Source organism: Pseudomonas gebzensis (assembly GCF_034427815.1).
Lineage (GTDB): Bacteria > Pseudomonadota > Gammaproteobacteria > Pseudomonadales > Pseudomonadaceae > Aquipseudomonas.
This window is the reverse complement of the sequence record NZ_JAXQNS010000002.1, coordinates 45832-69324: the sequence shown is the minus strand read 5'-3', so window position 1 is coordinate 69324 and position 23493 is coordinate 45832. Positions and strand designations below refer to the sequence as shown.

Below are 23493 nucleotides of genomic sequence, written 5' to 3'. Positions count from 1 at the left end.
TTTCAAGTTTCCGAATGCACTTAGCAGTGTGAGTAAGGTTCTCTCACACGCCGACGTAACGTCTTGATCGTATCCAGCCGCCGTACGAGGTTTCAGTTCCTTTGCCATACAAGCTCCAAGCGATCTCTGAGATGTTCCGCCAGTTCTTTGTTGCGGCCTCGACCATCCAGTAAATCTAGGTAGAGGATGTATTCGCTTGCAATGAATGCTCGCAAATCTGGATCCCTGTCACGGTAAAGCAAGCTCGCGGGCTCGCGCTCGATCAGCGTAATATTCGCTCCTTTGCTAACCGGTTCTAGGCCCAGCACGTCAGCCATCTTATCTGCGTACCCCTTAGGCACGATAATTTCTGCGCCATCAGTACTTGTAAGCAACGGCGCAATGGCATTAGCCGCAGCAGCTCCCGTAAAGGCCCAAGAAAAATCGATGCCCTGACGATTTATGCGCTCTGCCAGGTGGGCCAGTATCCTCTTGGGATTCTCGACAAAGGTATACCATTTTGTCTGCATCTCTTTACGCTGCTGCCACTGCTCCGCCCACTCATCCAAGAGCTTGTCTGGACGTATAAGCATTCTCCGTTTACTTGGTCCTCCCCCCGCAGACTCAACCAATTCGCGCAAGGTCAGTTCTTGCAAAACAACTGAACAGGTATATGAGGAGGTCTCAGCCAGCTCAGACAGCTCGGCGCCAGTGAGCCATTGGTTAGCATGCATGAGAAGAGCATGGACGACGCTGCCACGTGCTTCAGTGAAGAGATCTACGCTATGTGAGTACTTTTTTAAGCGTTTAGATGGCCTTTCAATATTAATTAGCCACGTCTCGTGCCTTAGATGAAGACTGCCACCCAAATCGAAGGTAGCTATGCTCTGCGCCTTTAGTTCTTCTTTGGCTCCTGGGCTAAGCGAACCGGCAGCAAGCATTCCTAGAGCTTCGGGTGAACCATCTTGGCTGCATAGGGCATTGAGGGACCAAACTGTTTCTCTAATGTCTCTCGGGTAGACATCCCTTTTCACCTCGACGTAGATCCGAAGTGATTTTTGGGGAGTCTTGATCTCGATCAGGCCGTCTGGCTCGGAGTTACCTTTGGAGGTGAACCTCATCCTAGATATCCGGTGCACGCTGGCTCCAGGCCCGAAAACTTCTTCCAGGCTCCTGACCAGCGCTTCCAGGACAAGCTCCGAGAATTCGAATCCGCCCGACTGCTGGCGATAGTGGTGATCCATAACTTTAGCCTCATGTGCTATTTTAGCTGCACAGCAAAAAATCCCTAATCAGCTAAACCTTAGGCAAAAATATATCATTAGCTGATGAACTAAAACACCTTTTAAGGCTAAGGCATTGGTCCTTGAGCTCTATCTCTGTAGCACGCCTGAGGCATGGCATACGCCAGCGGGGAGCTACTAGGTTCTGTCTGAAATTGCGAGACCCTCACCCTGACCACGCCCGCCACCGCCCTCCAACCCCCCCACCGACGCCCAAATCGCCCAACACCTCATCGATCAATCCATCGCAGCCTACCCCGGCCCCTGCGCCTGCCCCTACAACCGCGCCCGCAACGGCAGCAGTTGCGGCCGCCGCAGCGCCTACAGCCGCGCAGGCGGCTATGAAACCCTGTGCTACCGCAAAGACATCACCCCGGAAGCTATCAAGGCCTACCGCGACCAACACAACCCCACCCCTGCCAACCGCAAACGCAACCAGTAACCGGTGTCCCATTCCCTAACGACGCTATAAGCGCAGCCATTTTTCAGGCATTACCACCCACTTCCCCCGACCGTAGCCCTCGGCTATCTGCCGAGGTCGCCATGTTCACCCCTGCCCCCAGCTCACCTAGCACAGTCAAACCCCGCAAGCCGGTGGCCGCCTCCACTACGAGCACATCGAAAGCCCTGACGGCCAACGCCTCTCCATCGGCCCGATCGAAACCCGCGCCGCTACGCGCGAGAGCCTGCAAAACTGCGCGGGCTTTTTTGCGGGCCGTGGCATCCTCTTCAACCAGGGTCAGTTACAGATGACCGATTGCAGCGGCGCACGGGTTTTTCCGTGCATGCACGGCAGTTTTGGCAGCCACAGCAGCCTGGCCCTCTGCAACCCTCAACCGAACCGGAGACGGCACGCCATGCCCGAAGCACCACTGTCACTCGTTTTCATCCCGGCCCCGGTCGCTTTGCTCAAAGCCGCAGAAGATGCCAAAGGCACACCCCTGGACATGCAGGAGGTGCTGGATATTCGAGACAAGGGCGTCTGCATCGCACTGCCGGCTGATGAAGCCGCCGCCATGGCGATGAGTCGCGGCTATGCGGACATCAATCCGCAACATTGCTGGGATCAATGGCAGCAAGTGGGTGCGGTGCTTTAGGGGGTGATCGCCAACTCGGCTGGCCTGACAAAACCTTGAACTATTCATCACCGCCCACGCCCTAACCTTGTGCGCATTACCGCACGCTCAGGCCACCCGCTGAGCCGTTCATCCAGACACAAGGATTCAGTCAGTTATGAAAAGCGAACAAGTTGAAGGCACTGTACAAAAAGTAGCCGGTAAAGCACAAAACGCCGTTGGCAAGCTGTTTGGTGATTCCAAGCTGCAGGCCGAAGGCGCAGGCCGTCAAGCGGCTGGCCAGCTGACCGAGACTTACGGCGATGCGATGAACTGCGTGTCCAACTTCGTCAAAGAGAAGCCCGTGGCCGCCGTGGCCATTGGTGCAGTCGCTCTGCTGGTGCTCGGTCGCCTGTTGCGCCGCTGAATCGGAGGGAAACGCGCCTGAGCGCTTTTCCTGACAGCGTCCCTAGTTTGCTTGGCAAGCATGGCTGCCAAGCAGGCTAGGGACGCGCTTTGCCCTCGTAAGACCCTCGCCCCCCGGCCTGACCCTTGAAGGGTTGCAGGACCGTCCGCGCTGCTCCGTGAAACCGAGTCGCGTCAGCTGCCGTGCGTCTTACGCCCGCCGCCGCATCACTTCCTTCGACCCCTCGACGCTGATACCGCAGGTCCGACACCTCATGGACAAGGCCCAAGCCGGGTCAGCGCCGGTGCTCAACCGGGGGTACTTGAAGCCGCTCACCCGAACTGGCCTGCGGCACCTCATCGAGCATGCTCGCGACCCGGCTGGCGAGCTGCTCCAGGGTGTACGGTTTGGTCAGCAGCTGCATGTACGGCCCCAGAAAATCAGCTCGGGCCATTGCGCCCTGCGCATAACCGGTCAGGAACAGCACCGGCAAACGCGGCTTGAACTGCTGGATGATTTCAGCCAACTGGCGGCCGTTCATGCCCGGCAGCCCCACATCGGTGAGCAACAAGTCGACCGTTTCCAGCTCGTTGAACAGCTTCAGCGCCTGCTCGCCGTCTTGCGCAGCGTGCACGCGGTAACCGAGCGCTTCGAGAATCTCCTGATTGATCAGCCGTACCGAGTCATCGTCTTCGACCAGCAGAATGACCTGCCCCTGCCCGGTGCTTGCTTCTGACAAGGCAATCGGCAGCGCCGCTTCCACCTCGCCGTGCGAGGGCAGGCAGATGGAAACGGTGGTGCCGACACCGACCGTGCTGTCGATCGCAAGCCGCCCGTGGCTTTGATTGGCGAAGCCGTAGACCATGGACAGCCCCAACCCGGTGCCTTGGCCAATGGGTTTGGTGGTGAAAAAGGGTTCCGTGACTTTGTCCAGGTATTCCCGAGAGATCCCAGACCCGGTATCGCTCACTTGAATGCAGGCGTGCTGGGCGCCGCCATCGGCGGATTCCCGCTCGATACGTGTGCTGATGGTGATGACGCCGCCGTGCGCCATGGCATCGCGCGCATTGATCACCAGGTTGAGAACGGCGTTCTCCAGCTGATTGGCGTCGGCAAATACCCAGGGGTCTTCGGGGCTCAAATCAAGCTTGAGGGTGATGTTCTCGCTCACCGACCGCTGCAGCAGATCGGCCAGCGCATGAATGAGCTGGTTGACCGAGGTCGGTTTGGCATCCAGCGACTGCCGCCTGGAGAAGGCCAACAACCGATGCGTCAGCGACGCCGCCCGTTGCGCCGACGCCAGCGCGGCATCCATGAACCGGTCGACGCCGTTCAACTGCCCTTTGAGCAGGCGCAGTTTCATCAGGTCGAGTGCGCTGATCACCCCGGTCAGCATGTTGTTGAAGTCGTGGGCGATACCGCCGGTCAACTGGCCTACGGCTTCCATTTTCAATGACTGGCGCAGCTGCTCTTCGGCACGGGCACGTTCTTCACTTTCGGCCTTGAGCTGCTCGACGGCGGCGTTCAGTTCGCGGGTGCGGGCCTCGACCTGGATCTCCAGTTCTTCATTGAACCGGCGCAAGGTCAGCGCGGCTTGTTTCTCTTCGTTGATGTCGACAATGACCGACGCCGCACCAATGATCGCGTGCTTTTCGTCGTACAAGGGCACTGCGCTGACGCGCATCCACGACGCCGGACCTTCGTCCTGGCGATAGTAGAAATCCACGCCCGTGGCAGGGTCGCCCCGCAGCGCTCGCGCACCCGGGTACATGTTGGGTTCCAGGCGTCTGCCTTGGGCATCGAGCCCGACCCACCGCAAGGCTTCATCGGGGTGCCGGGAAGGCATCGTGCCGTCCGGAACATACCGTCGATACAAGGGATTGCTGACCAGCGCGGCGCCATGGGTGTCCATGAAGCACACCCCAACAGGAATGTTCTCGAGCAGGATATTCAATCGGCCACGTTCTTCGGCCAACTGCGTGAGGTTTTCCTGCATCTCGAATTGACGCATGCGCGAGCGCCAGGCGGCGGCGGTGGCACTCAACAGCGACGCCGAGCTCAACGGGCGCTCCAGCACGATCACATGGCCCGCCGATTTGGGCAGCCTGCGCCGCGCCATCTCGGTATCGCGTCCGGAACGGCCGTTATTCGAGGCCAGCAGGATGATCGGGATCTCCGACCAGCCAGGTTGCAGGTCAAGCGCCTTGCCAAGGCTCAGCAGGTCACCTGTCAGGCTTTCTTCCGTGAGGATCACCAGGCCGGTGTTCTCATCGAGCGCCGCTGCCAGGGCGTGCAGGTCCCGATGGATCTGCAGCGGGTAGGTATCGCCGAACAATTTGCGCAGGCTGATGCCGTCGCCCTTGAAGGGCGCGACCACCAATAGCGTCTTACCTTTGGAGAAACGCTTAATCCCCACGGCTTCGCTCTTCCATCAACGGGAGGTCGGCACCGAAATACTCCGGCGTCCCCGTCAAGACACCGCGGAAGTTAACCAACGGGTCGCCCACGCGCACACCTTGGGAGTCGATGCGAAGTTCGCGGATGGCATCTTCGTGGGCGCCGCTGCGATGTTTGAGAATCGAAATGGCTTTGCGCAGTCGCCCCTGGGCTTCAAAGAACCGAATCAGGATGACCGAGTCCGCCACATAGGAAATGTTCAGGTTGGTCGACATCGAGCCGACCAGGCCGTGTTGCGGATTGATCAGGAAGGTCACCACGCCCAGCTGGCTCAGGTAAGACAGCAACTCGTGTATCTGCAGGATCAATTGCTGCTCTTGCGGCATCGCGGCCATGTAGCCGTTGAGGCTGTCGACTACCAGCAAGGAACATCTGCGCTCCTCCACTTCGGTACGCACCCGCCAGGCAAACTCGCCAGGGGAAATCTCGGCCGGGTCGATCTGCTGAATGACCAGTTGGCCGTTCGCCACGTAGCGACTCAGTTCCATGCCCATGCTGTCTGCCCGTGAAATCAATGTCGCTATGCGCTCATCGAACTCATAGATGGTGCAGTTCTCGCCTCGAACACAGGCCGCCGCCAGGTAGGCCAGGGCCACGGTGGTCTTGCCTGAACCCGCAGGCCCGGTCACCAGCGTGCTGGTCCCTCGGAGCGGGCCGCCGACCAGCAGGTCGTCCAATGCGCGGATGCCGCTGCCGACAGGTTCGGAATCAAAGGGCACATGGTGCGTGGCAGCAATCAACCGTGGATACACTTCCAACCCGCCTTTGCGAATCGTGAAGTCATGAAACCCTGCAACGAAATCGACACCGCGCAGTTTCTGCACTTGCAGGCGTCTGCGCGCCGCGCCGAAGTCCAGGGTCAGCCGCTCAAGGGTAATCACGCCATGGCACAGGCTGTGCAGGTGGTTGTCCCGCTCGCCATTGGAACCGGTGAGGTCGTCGACCAGGAAAACAGTGATGTCGCGACCGGCAAAATACTGCTTGAGCGCCAACACCTGGCGACGATAACGCAGCGGGTCCTGCGCCAGCAGGCGCATTTCGGACAGGCTGTCGAAGACCAGGCGGCGCGGCTTGAGCTGATCGACACGGTCCTGAATGAGCTTGATCGTGTCCCCCAGTTCCGCTTCCCAGGGATGCAGGATGGACTGCTCGTACTCATCGCCCAGCACTTGTTCGGTAGAGGAGAACTCGAACAGATCAATGCACTGCAATGACCAGCCGTGGGACTGGGCCACACTTTCAAGTTCTTCGCTGGTTTCGGACAGGGTGATGTAGAGCACCGGCTCCCCGGCCTGCACGCCCTCCAGGAGAAACTGCAGGCCCAAGGTGGTCTTACCCGCGCCCGGGGTGCCCTCCAACAGATACAGCCGGTTGCTCGGCAGCCCACCCCGCAGGATCGAGTCAAATCCAACATTACCAGTGGAAACCAACGGGCGGGACGGGGCCATGTGTTACCTCAGGAGCAGCAGTCTTGGAACAGTGATAAGTCACCGCAGTATGAGGCGGTCCTGGAAACTCTGCTATGCATTGATGGGGTATTTATCGAGGTGCCAAGCGGTGTGCGCGCAGCCGCAGGTGGCCAGCTCTCAAAGCCTGAACTTCACCTGGATGGAACTGGTCGGTGAATTGCGATCAACGCTGACTGCATCACTGCCAAAGCCTGAATAACCTTTCACAAGCCGCATGCCCAGCCCAGTGCCGCTCGGCTTGGGGTAATGCTCCGGAAACCCGTCTCCTTCATCGGTGACCGTCAACAGCGCGTGGTCGCAGGCATCTTCGAGGCTAACCGTAATTGCCCCCTTGCCATATTTCAGCGCGTTGGTGATCAGCTCGGAAATCACCAGGCCCAGCGGTGCCATGCGATCCACCGGCAATGCCAACGCAGCCATGGTCAGCTTGATCGGTCGCTCGAGGAACGCACTGCCGATATCTTCCAACAGACAGTGCAGATAGTCGTGAACGCTGAGCGCATCGTTCTTGGCGGTCTGATAGAGCCGCTCATGCACTTTGGCAATGGTCACGACTCGTCCAGCGGCGGCCTGGAGTTGACCCTTGACGGCTTCGTCCGGGGACAGATTGGCTTGTAACAGCAGCAACGTATTGACCAGGTGCAGGCTGTTTCTGATGCGGTGGTGGATTTCTTCGAGCTGAAGGTCGCTGGCGTTGATCTTCTGGTTCTGCACTTCGATGAGTTCGGCCAGCGCTGTCTCATGGTCGTGACGTTCGGTGATGTCCCGGGATACCGCAATGATCTTGTCAGTGGCCCCCTGTTCATCGGTAATCGGCGCCATGGTGACATCCCACCACCTCGGCTCGCCCTGCAGCGTCGGGCAGAACGACTCGAAACGCACCGACTCGCCCGCAGCTACCCGCGCCACCGCATCGGTCACCACCGTCTTGGAGGCACTGGGCCACAGATCGGCCCACAGTTTGCCATACACCTGTTGCGGGTTGCCGATCTGCATCTCACACAGGCCCGCCTGGTTGAAGAATTCCAGAACACCCTCGGCAGACAGGATTTTCACGCAATCAGGGCTGGCATTGAGCACGCTTTCGGAATAACTCCCCGCGCCAGAGGCATGCTGCTCTTTGTGCAGCGTCAGGCGCTCCAGGCTCATGGCAATGACGTTGGCAACGCCGCCCATGAAAACGATATCGCTTTCGATGAAATCATCACCCTCCCCACTGTCGGCTTCGAGCACGCCAAACATGCAGGACGCCCCTTGAATGGGCACATTGATCGCGCGCTCGATACCGTACTGCTTGAGCAGCGAAGGAGTACGGAAGCGCTGTTCCAACCCTAAATGGTTGGAAATGACCGGGCGACTGGTCAGAAAGGCGTAACCTGCAGGGCTGCTTTCGTCTGCGCCGACGGTCGCAGTGCCGATATCCGACGCGTCCCAGCCCACGCCATGGGTCAGGAGGAAGTGGTGATCTTGCGACGCCGGTTGCAGCACTTTGGCAAACCGCGTCTTCAACCCCTGAGCCACCACGTTACAGGCCAGGGTCAGCAAGCTGTCCGTGTCCAGCAGCTTGAGCGACGCGACACCGAACTCCACCACCAGCTCGTGTTGCTTGCGCAACCGGGCATGGGAGATCTGCAAGGCGGTACGGATTGTTTCTTCGGGAGCGGTGTCGGTCATAACTGTGCCAGGGCGGGAGTGAAAACGAAGGAGTGGTCTGTTATCAAGGGTGAGTTCCCTGCCAAAGTCACTTCGGCTCGCAGCCCTGAGCGGAATTTACACGGGCGCTGATGATGGCGATAGGGCATTGCTGATGAACGTGTCGACTTTACGCAGGGTCATTGCAAGCAGACGCTGAATATCCAGGAGAACACATGCACAGTATCGGCATCGTCGGCGTGGGCGATCTTACCGAAAAGGTCGTCATCGGTCTGCGCACCAGTGGCTATGAAGGGGCAATTCTGCTCTCGCCGCGTAACGCTGAAAAAGCCCGTGTACTGGCTCAACAGCACCGCTGCGAGGTCATGGAAACCAACCAGGCCGTGGTCGATGGCGCCGACGTCGTGTTTATCGGCGTGCGGCCTGAGCAGGTCGCAGCGTTGGCGGGCGATGTCACGCTGCGGCCTGAGCAACCGGTGTTGTCATTGTTGGCTGGGGTCAAAACCCACGACCTGAGCACGCTGTTTCCCCAAGCTCGCTGCTTGCGCCTCATGCTCTCCTATGCCGCGCAGTACAACCATTCAACGGTCGTGATCCACCCACCAGCACCCACACTCCACCCGCTTCTGGAGCGGTTGGGTACCTTGGTACCTGTGGAGGATGAAGCCGCGTTTGAAGTCGCCACCGTCGCCGCCTGCATGAATGGCTGGGTCTATTTCCTGGCCCACGGCCTTCAACAATGGTTGGTCGAGCAGGGCCTGGACCCTGCGCAGGCGCGCACACTGGCGTTGAGCAACGTGCAGGATTGCATCGTCAGCGCCCAGCACAGGCCGGACGCGAGCCTGAAGTCGATGGGTGAAGCCATCGCCACGCCGGGCACCTATACCGCGGCCGGGCTGGAAGTCCTCGAGAGCAAGGGCGCTGTTTCAGCCTGGAAGGAGGCTTGCGAGCACGTGCTGAACAGGCTGTTGCAACAGCAGCGACAATGACGATCGGCAGCCCGTTTGTCGGTATCAAGGCGGTGAAGCGCTACGCCGCGCCGAATCGAAACGTGCGGGCTAGAGCAGGGTTTTCTCGAAGTAGACGCGTTGAAAGCCGTCTTCGGTGCGTCGCCCCACCTCGACATAACCCAGCCTGGTGTAGATCGCCAGGTTGTCGGTCATCCTTTGATGGGTGTACAGCTGTACATCGGTGAGCCTTTGCTGCCGGGCTGCTTGTTCACAGTGGTCGATCAACGCCTTGCCCACGCCCTGCCCTGCGCACGCTGGCATGACCGCAACGTTCTCCAGCAGCATGTGCCGGTCTACCGCATAGAACACGATGAAGCCCAGGAAGACGTGGTCGCGCAGTGCGACCGACACCTGCGCCGCGGCGATCTGCGCAGCGTAGTCAGCGAACATCGGCGCAGGCTTGCGACCGATCAGCGGCACGTAGCGTGCATAGGCTTGTTCGGCGCAGGTGCGGATCTCGGGTTCATCGGTGGGGCGGGCCGGGCGAATCATGGCGGATGCTCTCAGGTGGCGCAACGACGTGCGAGCGATGGCTACGGGCGCTGCTGCTCGACCAGCGCCTTGAGTGCGATGTGCGCCTTTTCGACGTTGGCCTGCAACTCATTCAGACACTGATCCTGCTCGGGCATCGCACGTTCGGTGCAGCGCACGGCCTGCTGGCCAATCCCTTCGCGCCAAGCGCCGAGTTTGTAGGCGAACACAACCGCGATCACCATGACCACCCCATACCACCCATGAACTCTTTTCACGCCGACTCCTCTGTTTACCAAGCATTGATGCATTCGCCCAGTGCAGCCCCACAGCCCAGGTCTTACCAGACGCTGCCGCGTGGCAGCGCACGGCGTGCAGGATCGAGCCAATGCGGCTCTACGCGCAAACGCCAACGGCTTCAACCGGACACGCGAGCCGCCCGGTGCCTGTTCCCCGGTCGGCCATTCGCGCATAGCCTTGGGCCTACATTCCTCTCCATGGAGCATTTTCAATGAAAGCCATCGTTTTCGACACCCCCGCCCTGCCCATCAACGACCCCCGCTCGCTGTTCGAGCACACCTTGCCCAAGCCCACCCCGGGCGCGCGCGACCTGCTGGTTGAAATCAAGGCCATCGCCGTCAACCCGGTCGATACCAAGGTCCGCGCCAGCCGACGCAGTGACCAGCCTGAAGTGCTGGGCTGGGACGCCGTCGGTGTGGTGCGTGAAGTGGGTGCCGAGGTCACGCTGTTCCAGCCGGGTGATGAGGTGTTCTACGCCGGCGCCATCGACCGGCCTGGGGCCTACAGCGAATTCCACCTGGTCGACGAGCGCATCGTCGGGCACAAGCCACGCACCCTGGACAACGCCAGCGCCGCCGCCCTGCCGCTGACCTCCATCACCGCCTGGGAGCTGCTCTTCGACCGCCTGGGCGTGCCCGAACAGGGTGGCCAGGGGCAGCGCCTGCTGGTGATCGGTGCCGGCGGTGGCGTGGGGTCGATCCTGCTGCAACTGGCGCGTCAGCTGACCCAGCTCACGGTGATCGGCACCGCGTCGCGGCCTGAGACCCAGGCGTGGGTCAAGGACCTGGGCGCCCATGCAGTCATCGATCACACCCAGCCGCTGGCGCCGCAACTGGCGGGGCTGCAGCTGGATCAGGTGGATTACGTGATCAGCCTGACGCACACCGGCAGCTACCTCTCGCAGATCGTGGAGATCCTGCGGCCCCAAGGCAAGCTGGCCCTGATCGACGACCCGGACCAGCTCGACATCATGCCCTTCAAGCGCAAGTCGATCTCGGTACACTGGGAGCTGATGTTCACCCGCTCGCTGTACCAGACCGACGACATGATCAAGCAGCATGAGCTGCTGGAGCGGGTCTCGGCCCTGATCGACGACGGCGTGATCAAGACCACGCTCGGCGAGCACTTCGGCACGATCAACGCCAGCAACCTCAAGCGTGCCCATGCGCTGCTCGAAAGCGGCAAGGCCAAGGGCAAGATCGTGTTGCAAGGGTTCTGATCGTTACTGCTCAGGGGCTGGTGTGTGCGTGCGCCCTGCAAGGCGCGCACCACCGATCACAGGCACCTGCCTGATATCACCCGCGGGCTGCCACGCAGCCCATCGCTCAATTGAACGGCAATCCGTGGAGGCGCACGACATCCATCCTGCCTGAGGGTGCCGGCCACGCTCACGCCGCATACGAATCACGCGCTTGCGCATAGACATGCAGATGCTAATCATTCTCGACAAGGCGATAGACTGCCCGCCGTCGCCCCCCTCCACAGGGCGCTGTGCAGGTACAGGGGAATGGTAATGGCAAGGGCATGGTTGGGCGGCGTGGTCGGCGCCTGGGTGGTCACGACGGGCATGGCGCAGGCCCAGGACAGCGAACGACCCGCGTTGGAACTGGACAACATCGTGGTGCAGAGCGACAAGCTCGAACAGACCCGCGATCAGCTCCCGGCGAGCCTTTCGGTGATCGATGCCAGAACGCTGCAAAGTGCGCCGCTGGACTCGCTCGAGCAACTGGTGCGACGCACCCCCGGTTTCACCTTCCAGCCCTTCGGCCAGTCCGGTACGCAGTTGCCGGTGGTGCGCGGTCTGACCTCCAACGCGACGGCGTTTTCCAACTCGCTGCTGATGCTGGTAGACGGCGTGCCGGTGCTGCGCGGACAAGGCTTCGACACCGATCTGGTCGGCGTCGACCAGGTGGAGATCCTGCGCGGGCCGCAGTCGGCGCTCTACGGGCGCAATGCCGAAGCCGGGGTGCTCAGCGTCTCCACGCGCCAGCCGGGCGCCGCCGATTACGCCCGCCTGGAAACGGGCCTGGCCAGCCGCAACCAGCAGGCCTACAGCGCCGACCTCAGCACGGCCTTGGTCGAGGACACGCTGTACGCAGGCTTCGCCGGACAGTTCACGCGTCAGGACGGCTACCTGGACGACAATTTCGCCGGTGGCACGGCCGATGATCGCGAGCGCCAGAGCGGTCGCCTGAGCCTGCACTGGACGCCCGACGAACTCACCGACGCGACCCTGCGCTACAGCCGGATGAAATACCGCGACGAGGCCTCGCAATGGGGCAGCCGCACAGGCCCCGACCGGGCAGTCAACTCAGGCCTGGCCGGGCGCAACCATTCCAGTGGGGAGACCTGGTCGCTGGACGTACGCCGCAGCCTGGAGGGGGATCTGCAACTGCGCTCGATCACCGCACGCAGCGTGTTCGACGATCGCCTGCGCCAGGACACCGATTTCCAGCCGCTCGACCTCATGCACCTGGCCCGCGACTACCACTTCGAGACCCTCAGCCAGGAACTGCGCCTGAGCGGCAGCCATGAGCAGAGCCGCTGGCTACTGGGCCTGTATGCCGACCGCGAGGACCACGACCTCGGCTACGAACAGAAACTGCCCTTGGGCCTGAGCCGCACCCAGACAGGCCTGGGCGGCAACACCGCGGCGGTGTTCGGGCAGTGGCTACAACCTCTCTCCGAGGCCTGGTCGCTGACCGTGGGCGGGCGCTATGAAAATGCCCGCGCCTGGATCGACCCGGCCAGCACCGCCAGCCAGTCCGACAGCTGGACGCATTTCACGCCCAAGGTGGCGCTGCAATACGCCTTGACCGACGACGCCCACACCTACCTCAGTTATACCCAGGGCATGCGCGCGGGCGGCTTCAATGCCTTTGCCAGTGGCGCCGGCAACCCGGCCTACGACCCGGAAAAGGTCAGCAGCTACGAGTTCGGCGTCAAAGGCCTGGGTGCCGACCAGCGCCTGCGCTATTCGGCGGCGCTGTATCGCATGCAGGTGCGCGACATGCAGGTCCAGCAGTTGATCCAGCAAGGGCTGGTGTACATCACCAACGCGGCGTCGGCGACCTCCACCGGCCTCGACCTTGACCTGGAATACCTGCTGGACGAGCGCTGGACCCTCAGCGCCGCCGTGGGCCTGAACCGCACCCGTTTCGAGCGCTTGCGCGAAGGCGCCAACGATTACCAAGGTCAGCGCAATCCGTTCGCGCCGGATCTCACCGGGCATCTGGGCCTGCGTTACGACGCCGATGCCGGCTGGTACGCGCAAGGGGCGGTCAGCGCGGTGGGCAAGGTCTACCTGGACGCCGCCAACACCTACCGCCGCCCCGGTTACGGGCTGGTGGACCTGAGCAGTGGCTACCGGTTCGGCCATTACACCGTCAGCACGTACGTGAACAATCTGCTGGACCAGCGCTACGACGCCGCCGGCCTGCTCTACGGTGCGGTGACCGTCTACAGCCCGCCGCGTGAGGTCGGCGTGCGCCTGAGCTTCGAGCTGTGACGGGGTGGAGGGATAAGGCGAAGTCAATGAACGCGTGGCTGGCGGGTAGCAAAAGCCTCGCTAGGCGCTCAGCCAGCGTTGCCAGCAGGTGAGGCCGCCACGCTCGATGCAGATGTCGATCGAAAGACCGCGCCGCAGTACCCGACGCGCTCGTCCCGTACCGCTACGCGCTCAGGCTGCATTGACAATGCGCGGGGCCGAGCGCGCTCGATGCAGTTGCCCGTCGCAGGCCGACGCCCTACGCTGCAGCACCCGATGCGCGCTCGTCCCGTGCCGCGTCAAGGCCTGGAACAGACCCACATGCAGATCGACGAAGAGCTGACGCTGAAGAAGCTCGAAATATTTCTCGCCTTCATGCACAGCGGCAACTTGGCCCGCGCCGCCAGCGCGCTGGACACCAGCAGTGTGAGCGTGCACCGGGCCATCCACTCCCTGGAAAACGCGTTGCGCTGCCCGCTGTTCAAGCACGAGGGGCGCACGCTGACGCCGTTGGAAAGCGCCTATGTACTGGAAGAAAAAGCACGCAAGCTGATTCAGGACACCAGCGAGATGATTCGCGCCACCCGTGAAGCGGCTGGCTTTTCCGCTGAACGCTTCAAGCTTGGCACGCTGTACTCACTGACCGTCAAGACCGTGCCGCAGCTGATCATGGGCCTGAAGCTGCGCCGCAGCGAGCTCAATATCGACCTGACCCTGGGCTCGAACGTCGACCTGATGTACCGGCTCAAGAACCTTGAACTCGACGCCATCCTGATCTCGCTCGACGAGAACACCTGCGACCCGGCCTGCGAGCAGTTGCCGCTGTTCTCGGATGACATCTTTCTCGCGGTGCCCAACGAATCGCCTTTTGCCCAGCAGCGCGAAGTGGACCTGGCCGACCTCGCCCACTCCACGTTCATCACCCTCACCCAAGGCTTTGCCACCCACCGCGATGGCGAGCGCGTGTTCCAGCAGGCTGGGTTCGAGCCGAACGTGGCCATGCAGGTGAACGACATCTTCACGCTGCTCAGCATGGTCAGCTCAGGCGTGGGTTATGCGCTGCTGCCCGGGCGCATTTCGGCGGTGTACGAAAATCGCATCCGGCTGATTCCGCTGCAGCGGCGCTACCGCCTGCAGCAGCACATCGGCGTGCTGTTCCTCAAAACCCGCGAACGCGACCCGAACCTGCTGGCGCTCGTGGCTGAATGTCGGATGTACAGCCGCCAGCACGCCCAGTGAACCAGCCCCCGGCAGGCGCAGCGCCGCGCTCTGCGGGAGCCGGCTGTCTGGCATCCAACCCCGGTCGGCGGGTAGCCGGTAGCCGGTAGCCGGTAATGGGCTTACCGTCAGCGACAGACTGGACGGGCCGCCCATCGCCCATCCTGCGGCGGCACAAGGCCAGGCGCCAGCCTCAACCCACCAGCCCACGAACGCAGAAGTACAGGATCGACGGCCCCAGCAGGCAGCCCAGCCCGGTGTGGAACGTGGCCGTCAGCGCGCCGTAGGGCACCAGCCGCCGATCCGTCGCGGCCAACCCCGCCGTCACACCGCTGACCGTGCCCGCCAGGCCGCCGAAGACCATCGCCGAGCGCGGGTTGTCCAGCGCCAGCAAGCGCGCCGAGACCGGCGTGAACACCATCACCAGAATCGCCTTGATCAACCCGGTGGCAATCGACAGCGCCATCACATCGGAACTCGCGCCCAGCGCCGCACCGGTGACCGGGCCGACGATGTAGGTCACGGCGCCAGCGCCGATGGTGGTAAGGCTCACCGCGTCGCGGTAGCCGAAGCTCCAGGCCACCGCCACGCCGACCACGAACGGCAGCACCGTGCCCAGCAGCAGCGCGACGACGCCGATCATGCCGGCCTTGCGTGCTTCGGTGGCCTGTACCTCGAACGCCGTGGCGACGATGGCGAAGTCGCGCAGCATCGCCCCGCCCATCAGGCCGATACCGGAAAACAGGGTGAGGTCTGCAAGGCCTTTCTGCCCGCCGGTGAGCGTGCCACCGACCCAGGCCAGGACCAGGCCGATGACGATGGCGATCGCCGAGCCATGCACTCGGCCGAAGGTCAGCCGCTTGGACAACAGCACCGACAGCCACATCACTGCGCCGACCACCGCGAACGCCATGATCAGGCCATTGTGTTCCAACGCGTTGAGAATCACGTCCATCTCAGCGACCCCCTGCAGGCACGGCGGCGGCATCGACTTCAGGCATTTCCTTCTCCAGCGGCTCACCCCGGTGCATGCGGCTGATCACGGCAATGGTCACACCACACACCAGCACCGCACCGACCGCGGCGAGCAGTGCCACGGGCCCGCCATGCAACGCCGTCACGACGTTCTGCTGCGCAGCCATGGCCACCACGATGGGGATGTACAGGGCGCCCCAGAAGCCGACACCGAACTCGCATTCCTTGCTCATGCCGCCATTGCGCTGCATGTACAAGCGGGCGCAGATCAGCAGGATCATGGCGATGCCGACGCCACCGACATTGGATTTGACGCCGAGCAGAACGCCCAGGAAGTCGCCGAGAATGACCCCGGCAAGGGTGCAGATGGCCAGCAAGGCCACACCGTAGATAATCATCGTTGTTGTCCTCAGGTTCAGTCGAAGTGGCTTGTTGTTGTGTTGTTCTTCGAGACGCGAGCAGATCAATCGGTGGCGTTCACCTCCCGCCGCAACAGGGCATCCAGGGTGTCGCGGCGGGTGCCTTGGCAGGCGACCACGGTGCCGGTGCCGAACACCCGCCGTGCCAGGCCGCTGAGCACCACACCGGGCGGCATTTCGACGAACAGTCGCACACCGCGCTCGTGGGCATTGCGCAGCGTGGCGTACCAGTCGACGGTGCGGCACAGGTTGAAGGCCAGGTCGTCGCGCAGTGCTTCGGGGGTATGCAACGCGCGGGCGCAGGTGCTGCTGAGGTAGCCCAGCGCGGGGCGCTTGAGCGTGACCTGGGCGAACGCTGTGTGCAGGGCGCGAGCGGGCTGATCGAGCAGCGCACAGTGCGATGGCACGCTCATGTTCAGGCGCCTGGCCGCGCTTGCGCCCAAGGCCCGTGCGCGATGAGCCAGCGCGGCCATGGCTGGGTCACTGCCGGCAACCACGTGTTGGTTGTCGGCGTTGATGTTGGCAAGAAACACCGGGGCGTGCGAAGTGCTGATCAGCTGTTCGATGGCCGTGCGGTCCAGGCCGAGAATGGCGGTCATGCCATACCCCTCGGGATACGCCTGCTGCATCAGCTCGCCGCGCTTGGCCACCAGGCGCACTGCATCGGCAAAGGACAGGACGCCGGCGATCACTGCCGCCGGATAGGCGCCGATCGACAGCCCCGTCACGTAATCCGGTGCGCGGTGGTCTTCCAGCAGCCATCGCGCCTGGGCCACGCCGGCAACCAGCAGACATAGCTGCACCGCGCGGGTGCAGGCCAGCGCCTGGGCGCTGTCGAGCGCCAGCATCGACTCGCCGAGCACATCGCTCGCCTCCTCCAGGCACGCCTGCACCACACCAGCCTGCGGTAGCTCATGGAGCATGCCGGCACGCTGGGCGCCTTGGCCGGGAAACGCGAACAGCGTACTCATGCCGGCGCCCTTTCGAACGACCACGGATCTTCGACCAGGCACGCGCCGTCGTCACGCTTGAGCAGGACCCGTTTCGAGTGGCCGGCCCAGTCGCCCAACGCCACCGCGCCTGCGGGGGTCTCCAGTTGCAGGTCGATGCGACACGCCAGTGTCGACAGGCTCTGGTAAAAGGCCCGCGCTTGAGGCCGTGTCCAGGCCGTGGGGGTGCGCAGCACCAGGTCCAGATCGCTGTCGGCATGCAACACCGCAGCGCCGCTCGCCAGCTGATAACCCGCGCCGCCGGTAGGGCCCCAGCTCAGGCCGGTGGCGTCCATCGCCGCCGTGACGGCGCGCAGTGCCAGCAGCGCCGGCGCCTCGACGCTGCCATGCACACGCAACTGCTCGGGGCAGCATCGGCGCTCGATGCACGCCAGCGGCAGCTCGGCGGCCAATCGTTGCGCCCGGCCCCTGCCGCGCACCCCGACCGCGACCCGCTCGGCAGCTGTCACAGCACGCCGCACCACCACGGGCTGGCCTGCCAGCAGCACCTGCCGCGCCCAGTCAGGGGCATCGGCAGGCAGATGCTCGGGGCGCATGCCCCACAGCAGGTCATGGGCGTTCATGGGCTCACCACTGCGCACGCAGGCGTCGGCTCAAGACCGCACGGTTCGACGCGCCGCCGCACCGGCGGCCGGGGGTAGGAGCGCATACCCGGGCACGCGTCGTGAGTGTTCATCAGCTCACCATTGCGCGCGCAGGCGCTCACGCACCTGGGTCGATGCTGCGCGATTGGCCGCGCCGAGGCGTGAACGCAGGTCGGTGCTGCTGCCGATGTCGTCAACGGCACGCACCAGCACCTCGCGCACCTTGGCCGCGTCGGCCGGCGTGGGCTGCTCGACGGCGTCGACCTCGACCCGTTCCCAGAGCAGACCCAGGGAGGCGTAGCTGGCAATGTCATAGGCCATGGGCGGCACCTTGGCCGCCAGCGCTTCGAGCTCCTCGACACTGCGCAGGGTGATGCGTGCAGCCGCCGCCTTGCCCATCGCATGCACCATCACCCCCGGATCTTCCAGGGCGATCAGCCGCTGCGCCTGATAGCCATGGGCGAGAAACGCGCCAGACATGGCTTTGCCCACCAGCAACCCAATGAGCGGATGCCCCGCCAAGCGCGCCCGGGCATAGGCCTCCACGGCGCCGGCCAGTGCCTGGTGAATGCCCAAGGCCTCTTCGCGGCGGCCGTAGGCCTGGCTCGGCACGTCGACCACTGCGACCAGCACCCGGGCCAACCCACCGGCATCGGCCTCGATGGCCTGGTCGACCGCCTGGGCCAGCCCCCAACCCTCGAGCAGACCGACTTCGCCCTGGCGCGCGCGCGGGAACGGATTCTGTGCATCCGGCACCACTGCGATGAAGCGCGCGGGACGGTTGCCCAGCTCACCGTCGACCACCTTGATCGAGGCGGGCAAGCCGGGCAGTTCATTGCCCTGGGCCAGCGCCCGCAACCATTGGTATCCTCGGCTCATTGCTGTAGCTCCTGGTAGAGGGCGCGCACCTGGGTGGCGTCCAGTTGTTCGGATTGGCTGCCGAGCTGGGCCAGCAGGGCCAGAAAATCGGCATGACGGCGGCTGCGGGGCTGCGCCGGTTCGCCCTGTGCCAACCGCTCGCTCAGCACGTGGCGCACCTGGGCGACGTCATCGGCCACGAAAGCATCGGCCAGGCCGCAGGCAAAGCGCTGCTCGCCGCCGGTCAGGCTCCAGATGAATGGCCGGTCGCGCGCGTCGTATTCCTCGATACCGGCCTCCTGCTCGATCACCTGCGGCCCGTTCAGGCCCAGGCGCGCTTCACGGGTGACGATCAGCTGGCTGCACAAGCCGGCGGCAATCGACATGCCGCCAAAACAGCCGACCGACCCCGCGATCAGGCCGATCACCGGCTGAAACTGGCGCAACGCCACAATCGCCGCATGAATCTCGGCAATCGCGGCCAGGCCCAAGTTGGCTTCCTGCAGGCGCACACCCCCGGTTTCCAGCAGCAGCACTGCCGCTGTCGGAATACCGTTGCGGTTGTCTTCGACCGCCAGTTCCAGTGCACCGGCGATCTTCGCCCCGCCCACTTCGCCCATGCTGCCGCCCTGGAACACGCCCTCGATGGCCGCGACCAGCAGCGGTTGGCCGTGAAAGGTGCCCTTGGCGATCACCACGCCATCATCGGCCTGCGCCACGATGCCCTGGGCTTGCAGCCACGGCGACATCAGGCGGTCAAACGGGCCGAGCAATTCACGCAGGCTGCCGGCATCGAGCAAGGCCCGGGCCCGCTCCCGGGCGCTGAGCTCGACGAAACTGCGGCTCTGGAGCAAGTGCGCAACGTCAGTCATGGGAAATCTCCTCCAGGCCCTGTTCCAGCCGCAGCCGGACCACGCCGGGCGTCGCGCCGAAGTCATGGATATCGATGCTCAGCGCCGGCCAGGCGTGCGCGCTGAACAGCCGCTGGAACAGTTGCTGCCAGCGTGGGCCACTGCCATTGACCGAGGTCACCACGTTGACCGCCAGCACACCGTGCTCGCCGGGTTCGAGCAACACTTCGAGGTCACCGGAGCCGACACAGCCCACCACCGCGCGACGGCGCGCCGGGGCAGTGGCGGGAAAAGTGAAAGACAAGGTTTCCATGCTCAATGGCTCCCAAGGTGGTCGAGGAACAGGCAGGCGGCCAGCAAGTCGGCGGCGCCGCCCGGTGAGGCGTTGAGGGCGTGCAGGCGGCGGTCCAGCTCACGCAGGGCGCGGCGCCCGCCGAGGGTCGCGCTGCCGCCGGCGGCCAACACGCTGCGGGCGCCGTGGTGCATGGCCTGCAGCCCTTCGGGGCCGGCCCGCCAGAGCACGCAGGTGTCGTCGAGCTGAGCCATGATTGCCAGCAGCGCGTCGAGCCGGGCGTTCTGCTCACCGCTGCCGGCGCTGCGGCTGTGGCGAAGTTGCGGCAGGCCATGGCGCACCACGCTGGGAAAGCCCAGCTGGGCTTCTTCGCGAGCGCCGCGCGCCCCGTAGCGGCGCTGCACCTGCAAACCGTGGCTGCCGGGCTGGGCGGGTGCGAAGCGGTCCTCGACCAGCGCGATCCGCCCGGCCCGTGCCGCGATCGCGCCGGCGTCAGGGTCGCCCGGTGCCAGCGCATGCGCCGCCACCAGCAGGCCCAGCGCCCAGATCGCACCGCGATGGGTATTGACCCCGCCGGTGATGGCCAGCATTGCCGCCTCTCCGTCCCGGCCGATGCGCCCCAAAGCCTCGCGCAGGGGTTGGCCAAGCGCGCCACAGGTCAGCGCGGCCTGCGCCATGTCCCTGAAGCATGGCCACAGGGCGAACGCCGAGGCGTGCATCAGGCCCAGGTGCAGGTCGCTGTGCGCGCCGCTGCCGCGACGGTCGACCAGCGCCGGCTTGGGCGACAGGTCGGCTTCATCGATCAGTGCCTCCACCGCCAGGTCGGCGAGGTGGTCAGGCAGCGCTACGGCTGCCGCAACATGCATGGATGCAGTCATCACCAGCTCCTGAACCGTGCAGGTGGCTCGTACAGGCCGCCGGACCACTCGACCAGTTCGGCGATGCTCTTGGCGGCGAGCAAGGTACGCGAGGCCTGGGTGCGCTGGATGCCGAGGTCTTCGGGCAGCGCGATCAAGCCTTCGCGGCGCATGCGGGCGGTGTCTTTGGGGTCGTGGCGCAGGCCGATGGCGGTAACGCCGGCCACGGCGGCGATCATTGCCTGCCGCTCCTGGAGGGTGCGCGCCTTGTACAGGTAGGCGATGCCTTCTTCGGTCAGCAGGTGGGTGACGTCATCGCCGTAGATCATCACGGGGGCCAGCGGCATGCCGGCCTTCTTCGCCACATCGATGGCATCGAGGCGGTCGACGAAGGTGGGTTTGCCACCCTCCTGAAAGGTTTCCACCATCTGCACCACCAGCTTGCGACCGCGCTCGAGCATCGTCACCGGCTCGGTCATGTCGAGCCAGGCCGGGGTGGCGTGGCGCCGCCCACGCGGGTCATGCCCCATGTTGGGCGCACCGCCGAAGCCGGCCAGGCGGCCGCGGGTAACGGTCGAGGAGTGGCCGTCGCCATCGACCTGCAAGGTGGCGCCGATGAACAGGTCGACGGCGTACTGCCCCGCAAGCTGGCACATCATGCGGTTGGAGCGCATCGAGCCGTCGCGGCCGGTGAAGAACACATCCGGGCGCTGGGCAATGTAGTTTTCCATGCCCAGTTCGGTGCCGAAGCAGTGCACGCTCTGCACCCAGCCGGTCTCGATGGCCGGGATCAGCGTGGGGTGCGGGTTGAGGGTCCAGTTGCGGCAGATCTTGCCTTTGAGCCCGAGCGATTCGCCGTAGGTCGGCAGAATCAGCTCGATGGCGGCGGTGTTGAAGCCGATGCCGTGGTTGAGCGATTGCACGTTGTGTTTTTCGTAGATGCCACGGATGGCCATCATCGCCATCAGCACGTGCACCGGCTTGATGTGGCGCGGGTCGCGGGTGAACAGCGGCTCGATGTAGAACGGCTTGTCGGCGACCACCACGAAATCGACCCACGACGCCGGGATGTCGACCCGCGGCAGGTCGCGCACATCGTCCACCAGCTGATTCACCTGGACGATGACGATGCCGTCGCTGAAGGCGGTCGGCTCGACCAGCGCCGGGGTGTCTTCGGTGCTGGCGCCGGTGTAGATGTTGCCGTCGCGGTCAGCCATGAACCCGGCCACCAGCGCCACGTTGGGAATCAGGTCGACCAGCAGGCGCGAATACAGCTCGATGTAGGTGTGGATGGCGCCGATTTCCAGCAGGCCGTCTTCGAGCAGTTGGCCGATGCGCAGGCTCTGCGGGCCGGCGAAGGAAAAGTCGAGTTTGCGCGCGATGCCGCGCTCGAACAGGTCCAGGTGCTCGGCGCGGCTGACGCTGGGCATGATCATGTGCAGGTCGTGCAGCTGGCCCGGGTCGGCCTTGGCGAGCGAGCGCGAGAGGAAATCCGCCTGCTTCTGGTTGTTGCCTTCGAGCACCACGCGATCACCGGGGGCGATAAGCCGCTCAAGGGCCTCGACGATGCGCTCGCTCGGCAGCACCACGCCGTCGGCCAAAGGGCGTACCTGTTCAAGCCGCCGCTGTTTTTCGCTGCGCCGGCGCGACCACTTCGCTGGGGGGGAAGGTCTTGTCGTCATGGGGGGCTCCACGGGGCCGCTGTCATGGCGCTCATTTAAGGCGGGCCGGTGGGCAGCATCAATCAACGCAAGGGGTCGATCGTTACGCTCAGGGTAATGGTCACCAGAGCATTCGGGGGCTATGGCGAAACGGCTGGCGGCAGTGCGCCGGTGGCAGGCAGCGCCGTCCTGCCCGCCTCGCTATCGCGCGCCGCCCTCGCCTACACCGCCTGCAGCAGGCGCAGGAACTCCACCCCAGGCGGTGTCATGACGTGCTCCACCCGCGTGATCACCCCGATCTGGCGCACCACCTCCGGGTGCTCGACCCTGACCTTGCTCAGGTCGCCGCGTCCTTCGTCCGCCGACTCCGGCAGCAGCGCCACACCCTGACCCTGGCGCACCAGCGCCAGCACTGTGGACATGTAATTGGCCTCCAATCCGGCGCACAGCGGCAATTGCGCGTCGGCGAACAGCCGCTCGACCAGATTGCGCACGCTGCTGTCGCGCCCGGTCAGGACCATTGGGCAGTCGGCGACCTCGGCCAGCGTCACCGACGCCCGCCCGGCCAAGAGGTGGTGAGGCGGCACGTAAAGGCACACGCGGTCCTCCAGGACCGACGTGAACGCCAGGCCCTGTGTGGGCCGGGTCTGCACGCCCAGGCCGAAGTCCACCTCGCGTTCCAGCACCAGCGTCTCGATGCGCTGCGCCACTACGTCGCGCAGCCGCACCTCGACCCCGGGAAAGCGCTGGCGAAACCGCTGCAGCACATTGGCCAACACCCCAGCGCACAGCGACGGCAGGGCCGCGATGGTCAGTACGCCCCGGCGTGACGCTGCCAGGTCGTGGGCGGAACTGACGATGTTGTCGAGGTCCAGCAGCAGCTTTTCCATCGGTAGCAGCGCCTGCTGCCCGGCAGCGGTCAGGCACAGGTGACGTGGGCTGCGTTCGAGCAAAGTGACACCGAGCCATTCTTCGAGCTGCTGGATCTGCACGGTAAGCGCCGAGGGCGAGAGGTTCAGGCGAGTCGCCGCCTTGGCGAAGTTGCCGGTCTGCACCACGGCGAGGAAGGCGCGGATGTACTGAAGTCCATTCTTCATTCTGATTTTCCGAACGTGAGCCGCTGAATATTTCAATTCACAGAGCCTAGCGCCGTTGTTATTACTCTTGCAAAACAACAACAGGGCCTTGGCTCGCAACC

Annotated in this window: 22 protein-coding genes; 6 read left to right on the top strand and 16 right to left on the bottom strand. The window is 63.9% G+C overall.

Going from position 1 to position 23493, the window contains the following annotated elements:
• Nucleotides 1-92: 92 nt before the first annotated feature.
• The gene (locus SJI00_RS04355; RefSeq protein ID WP_322460527.1) at nt 93-1223 is read right to left on the bottom strand and encodes a type IV toxin-antitoxin system AbiEi family antitoxin; all 1131 of its coding nucleotides are present in this window, start codon (nt 1221-1223) and stop codon (nt 93-95) included.
• An 896-nt stretch (nt 1224-2119) separates the two neighbouring features.
• Here SJI00_RS04355 and SJI00_RS04350 point away from each other — a divergent pair.
• Nucleotides 2120-2359, top strand: coding sequence for a hypothetical protein (locus tag SJI00_RS04350; RefSeq protein ID WP_322460526.1), 240 nt, complete (start codon nt 2120-2122; stop codon nt 2357-2359).
• 136 nt (nt 2360-2495) lie between these two features.
• Complete coding sequence (locus SJI00_RS04345) at nt 2496-2744, top strand: CsbD family protein (RefSeq protein WP_322460525.1); 249 nt, start codon at nt 2496-2498, stop codon at nt 2742-2744.
• 274 nt (nt 2745-3018) lie between these two features.
• Here SJI00_RS04345 and SJI00_RS04340 read toward each other — a convergent pair whose 3' ends face one another.
• The 3 genes from SJI00_RS04340 to SJI00_RS04330 form a co-directional block, all read right to left on the bottom strand.
• On the bottom strand, nt 3019-5139 hold the full coding sequence (locus tag SJI00_RS04340; protein WP_322460524.1) for a response regulator: 2121 nt from the start codon (nt 5137-5139) through the stop codon (nt 3019-3021).
• Complete coding sequence (locus SJI00_RS04335; RefSeq protein WP_322460523.1) at nt 5129-6628, bottom strand: ATPase domain-containing protein; 1500 nt, start codon at nt 6626-6628, stop codon at nt 5129-5131. The genes SJI00_RS04340 and SJI00_RS04335 overlap by 11 nt, the downstream gene beginning before the upstream one ends.
• 138 nt (nt 6629-6766) lie before the next feature.
• Nucleotides 6767-8323, bottom strand: coding sequence for a sensor histidine kinase (locus SJI00_RS04330; RefSeq protein ID WP_322460522.1), 1557 nt, complete (start codon nt 8321-8323; stop codon nt 6767-6769).
• A gap of 194 nt (nt 8324-8517) precedes the next feature.
• On the opposite strand from SJI00_RS04330, the gene SJI00_RS04325 reads away from it, so the two are divergent.
• The gene (locus SJI00_RS04325; RefSeq protein WP_322460521.1) at nt 8518-9291 is read left to right on the top strand and encodes an NAD(P)-binding domain-containing protein; all 774 of its coding nucleotides are present in this window, start codon (nt 8518-8520) and stop codon (nt 9289-9291) included.
• Nucleotides 9292-9360: 69 nt separating this feature from the next.
• On the opposite strand, the gene SJI00_RS04320 is transcribed toward SJI00_RS04325, so the two are convergent.
• A complete protein-coding gene (locus SJI00_RS04320) occupies nt 9361-9804 on the bottom strand; it encodes a GNAT family N-acetyltransferase (RefSeq protein WP_322460520.1) in 444 nt (147 codons plus the stop codon).
• 41 nt (nt 9805-9845) lie between these two features.
• Nucleotides 9846-10061 (bottom strand): hypothetical protein, encoded by a 216-nt coding sequence (locus SJI00_RS04315; RefSeq protein ID WP_322460519.1) that lies wholly within the window; start codon nt 10059-10061, stop codon nt 9846-9848.
• 233 nt (nt 10062-10294) lie between these two features.
• Between SJI00_RS04315 and SJI00_RS04310 the strand changes: the two genes are divergently transcribed.
• The 3 genes from SJI00_RS04310 (at nt 10295) to SJI00_RS04300 (ending at nt 14809) form a co-directional block, all read left to right on the top strand.
• Nucleotides 10295-11302 (top strand): zinc-binding alcohol dehydrogenase family protein, encoded by a 1008-nt coding sequence (locus SJI00_RS04310; RefSeq protein ID WP_322460518.1) that lies wholly within the window; start codon nt 10295-10297, stop codon nt 11300-11302.
• A gap of 294 nt (nt 11303-11596) precedes the next feature.
• Nucleotides 11597-13591 carry a TonB-dependent receptor gene (locus SJI00_RS04305; protein ID WP_322460517.1) on the top strand — a complete coding sequence of 665 codons (1995 nt, stop codon included), beginning with the start codon at nt 11597-11599 and terminating at the stop codon, nt 13589-13591.
• A gap of 300 nt (nt 13592-13891) precedes the next feature.
• Nucleotides 13892-14809, top strand: a complete 918-nt coding sequence (locus tag SJI00_RS04300; protein ID WP_322460977.1) for a LysR family transcriptional regulator — start codon at nt 13892-13894, stop codon at nt 14807-14809.
• A 172-nt stretch (nt 14810-14981) separates the two neighbouring features.
• Here SJI00_RS04300 and madM read toward each other — a convergent pair whose 3' ends face one another.
• From madM to SJI00_RS04250, 10 genes are all read right to left on the bottom strand, one after another.
• The gene (gene madM / locus SJI00_RS04295; RefSeq protein ID WP_322460516.1) at nt 14982-15743 is read right to left on the bottom strand and encodes a malonate transporter subunit MadM; all 762 of its coding nucleotides are present in this window, start codon (nt 15741-15743) and stop codon (nt 14982-14984) included.
• A gap of 1 nt (nt 15744) precedes the next feature.
• Nucleotides 15745-16161 carry a malonate transporter subunit MadL gene (madL, locus tag SJI00_RS04290; protein ID WP_322460515.1) on the bottom strand — a complete coding sequence of 139 codons (417 nt, stop codon included), beginning with the start codon at nt 16159-16161 and terminating at the stop codon, nt 15745-15747.
• A gap of 65 nt (nt 16162-16226) precedes the next feature.
• Complete coding sequence (gene mdcH, locus SJI00_RS04285) at nt 16227-17153, bottom strand: malonate decarboxylase subunit epsilon (protein WP_322460514.1); 927 nt, start codon at nt 17151-17153, stop codon at nt 16227-16229.
• Nucleotides 17150-17755 (bottom strand): malonate decarboxylase holo-ACP synthase, encoded by a 606-nt coding sequence (locus SJI00_RS04280; RefSeq protein ID WP_322460513.1) that lies wholly within the window; start codon nt 17753-17755, stop codon nt 17150-17152. The genes mdcH and SJI00_RS04280 overlap by 4 nt, the downstream gene beginning before the upstream one ends.
• A 117-nt stretch (nt 17756-17872) precedes the next feature.
• Entirely contained in the window at nt 17873-18655 is a 783-nt protein-coding gene (gene mdcE / locus SJI00_RS04275) for a biotin-independent malonate decarboxylase subunit gamma (protein WP_322460512.1), read from the bottom strand.
• Nucleotides 18652-19506, bottom strand: coding sequence for a biotin-independent malonate decarboxylase subunit beta (locus SJI00_RS04270; protein ID WP_322460511.1), 855 nt, complete (start codon nt 19504-19506; stop codon nt 18652-18654). Before SJI00_RS04270 ends, mdcE begins: the two co-directional genes overlap by 4 nt.
• The gene (locus SJI00_RS04265; protein ID WP_322460510.1) at nt 19499-19798 is read right to left on the bottom strand and encodes a malonate decarboxylase subunit delta; all 300 of its coding nucleotides are present in this window, start codon (nt 19796-19798) and stop codon (nt 19499-19501) included. The genes SJI00_RS04270 and SJI00_RS04265 overlap by 8 nt, the downstream gene beginning before the upstream one ends.
• A gap of 2 nt (nt 19799-19800) precedes the next feature.
• Nucleotides 19801-20655 carry a triphosphoribosyl-dephospho-CoA synthase gene (locus tag SJI00_RS04260; RefSeq protein ID WP_322460509.1) on the bottom strand — a complete coding sequence of 285 codons (855 nt, stop codon included), beginning with the start codon at nt 20653-20655 and terminating at the stop codon, nt 19801-19803.
• Nucleotides 20655-22316, bottom strand: a complete 1662-nt coding sequence (mdcA, locus tag SJI00_RS04255) for a malonate decarboxylase subunit alpha (RefSeq protein WP_322460508.1) — start codon at nt 22314-22316, stop codon at nt 20655-20657. Before mdcA ends, SJI00_RS04260 begins: the two co-directional genes overlap by 1 nt.
• 200 nt (nt 22317-22516) lie before the next feature.
• Nucleotides 22517-23392, bottom strand: a complete 876-nt coding sequence (locus SJI00_RS04250) for a LysR family transcriptional regulator (RefSeq protein WP_322460507.1) — start codon at nt 23390-23392, stop codon at nt 22517-22519.
• Nucleotides 23393-23493: the final 101 nt, after the last annotated feature.

Coding starts and splice junctions, on each gene's coding strand:
- SJI00_RS04355 (WP_322460527.1), bottom strand. CDS start 1,223: ATGGATCACCACTATCGCCAGCAGTCGGGCGGATTCGAATTCTCGGAG.
- SJI00_RS04350 (WP_322460526.1), top strand. CDS start 2,120: ATGCCCGAAGCACCACTGTCACTCGTTTTCATCCCGGCCCCGGTCGCT.
- SJI00_RS04345 (WP_322460525.1), top strand. CDS start 2,496: ATGAAAAGCGAACAAGTTGAAGGCACTGTACAAAAAGTAGCCGGTAAA.
- SJI00_RS04335 (WP_322460523.1), bottom strand. CDS start 6,628: ATGGCCCCGTCCCGCCCGTTGGTTTCCACTGGTAATGTTGGATTTGAC.
- SJI00_RS04330 (WP_322460522.1), bottom strand. CDS start 8,323: ATGACCGACACCGCTCCCGAAGAAACAATCCGTACCGCCTTGCAGATC.
- SJI00_RS04325 (WP_322460521.1), top strand. CDS start 8,518: ATGCACAGTATCGGCATCGTCGGCGTGGGCGATCTTACCGAAAAGGTC.
- SJI00_RS04320 (WP_322460520.1), bottom strand. CDS start 9,804: ATGATTCGCCCGGCCCGCCCCACCGATGAACCCGAGATCCGCACCTGC.
- SJI00_RS04310 (WP_322460518.1), top strand. CDS start 10,295: ATGAAAGCCATCGTTTTCGACACCCCCGCCCTGCCCATCAACGACCCC.
- SJI00_RS04305 (WP_322460517.1), top strand. CDS start 11,597: ATGGCAAGGGCATGGTTGGGCGGCGTGGTCGGCGCCTGGGTGGTCACG.
- SJI00_RS04300 (WP_322460977.1), top strand. CDS start 13,892: ATGCAGATCGACGAAGAGCTGACGCTGAAGAAGCTCGAAATATTTCTC.
- madM (WP_322460516.1), bottom strand. CDS start 15,743: ATGGACGTGATTCTCAACGCGTTGGAACACAATGGCCTGATCATGGCG.
- madL (WP_322460515.1), bottom strand. CDS start 16,161: ATGATTATCTACGGTGTGGCCTTGCTGGCCATCTGCACCCTTGCCGGG.
- mdcH (WP_322460514.1), bottom strand. CDS start 17,153: ATGAGTACGCTGTTCGCGTTTCCCGGCCAAGGCGCCCAGCGTGCCGGC.
- SJI00_RS04280 (WP_322460513.1), bottom strand. CDS start 17,755: ATGAACGCCCATGACCTGCTGTGGGGCATGCGCCCCGAGCATCTGCCT.
- mdcE (WP_322460512.1), bottom strand. CDS start 18,655: ATGAGCCGAGGATACCAATGGTTGCGGGCGCTGGCCCAGGGCAATGAA.
- SJI00_RS04270 (WP_322460511.1), bottom strand. CDS start 19,506: ATGACTGACGTTGCGCACTTGCTCCAGAGCCGCAGTTTCGTCGAGCTC.
- SJI00_RS04265 (WP_322460510.1), bottom strand. CDS start 19,798: ATGGAAACCTTGTCTTTCACTTTTCCCGCCACTGCCCCGGCGCGCCGT.
- SJI00_RS04260 (WP_322460509.1), bottom strand. CDS start 20,655: ATGACTGCATCCATGCATGTTGCGGCAGCCGTAGCGCTGCCTGACCAC.
- mdcA (WP_322460508.1), bottom strand. CDS start 22,316: ATGACGACAAGACCTTCCCCCCCAGCGAAGTGGTCGCGCCGGCGCAGC.
- SJI00_RS04250 (WP_322460507.1), bottom strand. CDS start 23,392: ATGAAGAATGGACTTCAGTACATCCGCGCCTTCCTCGCCGTGGTGCAG.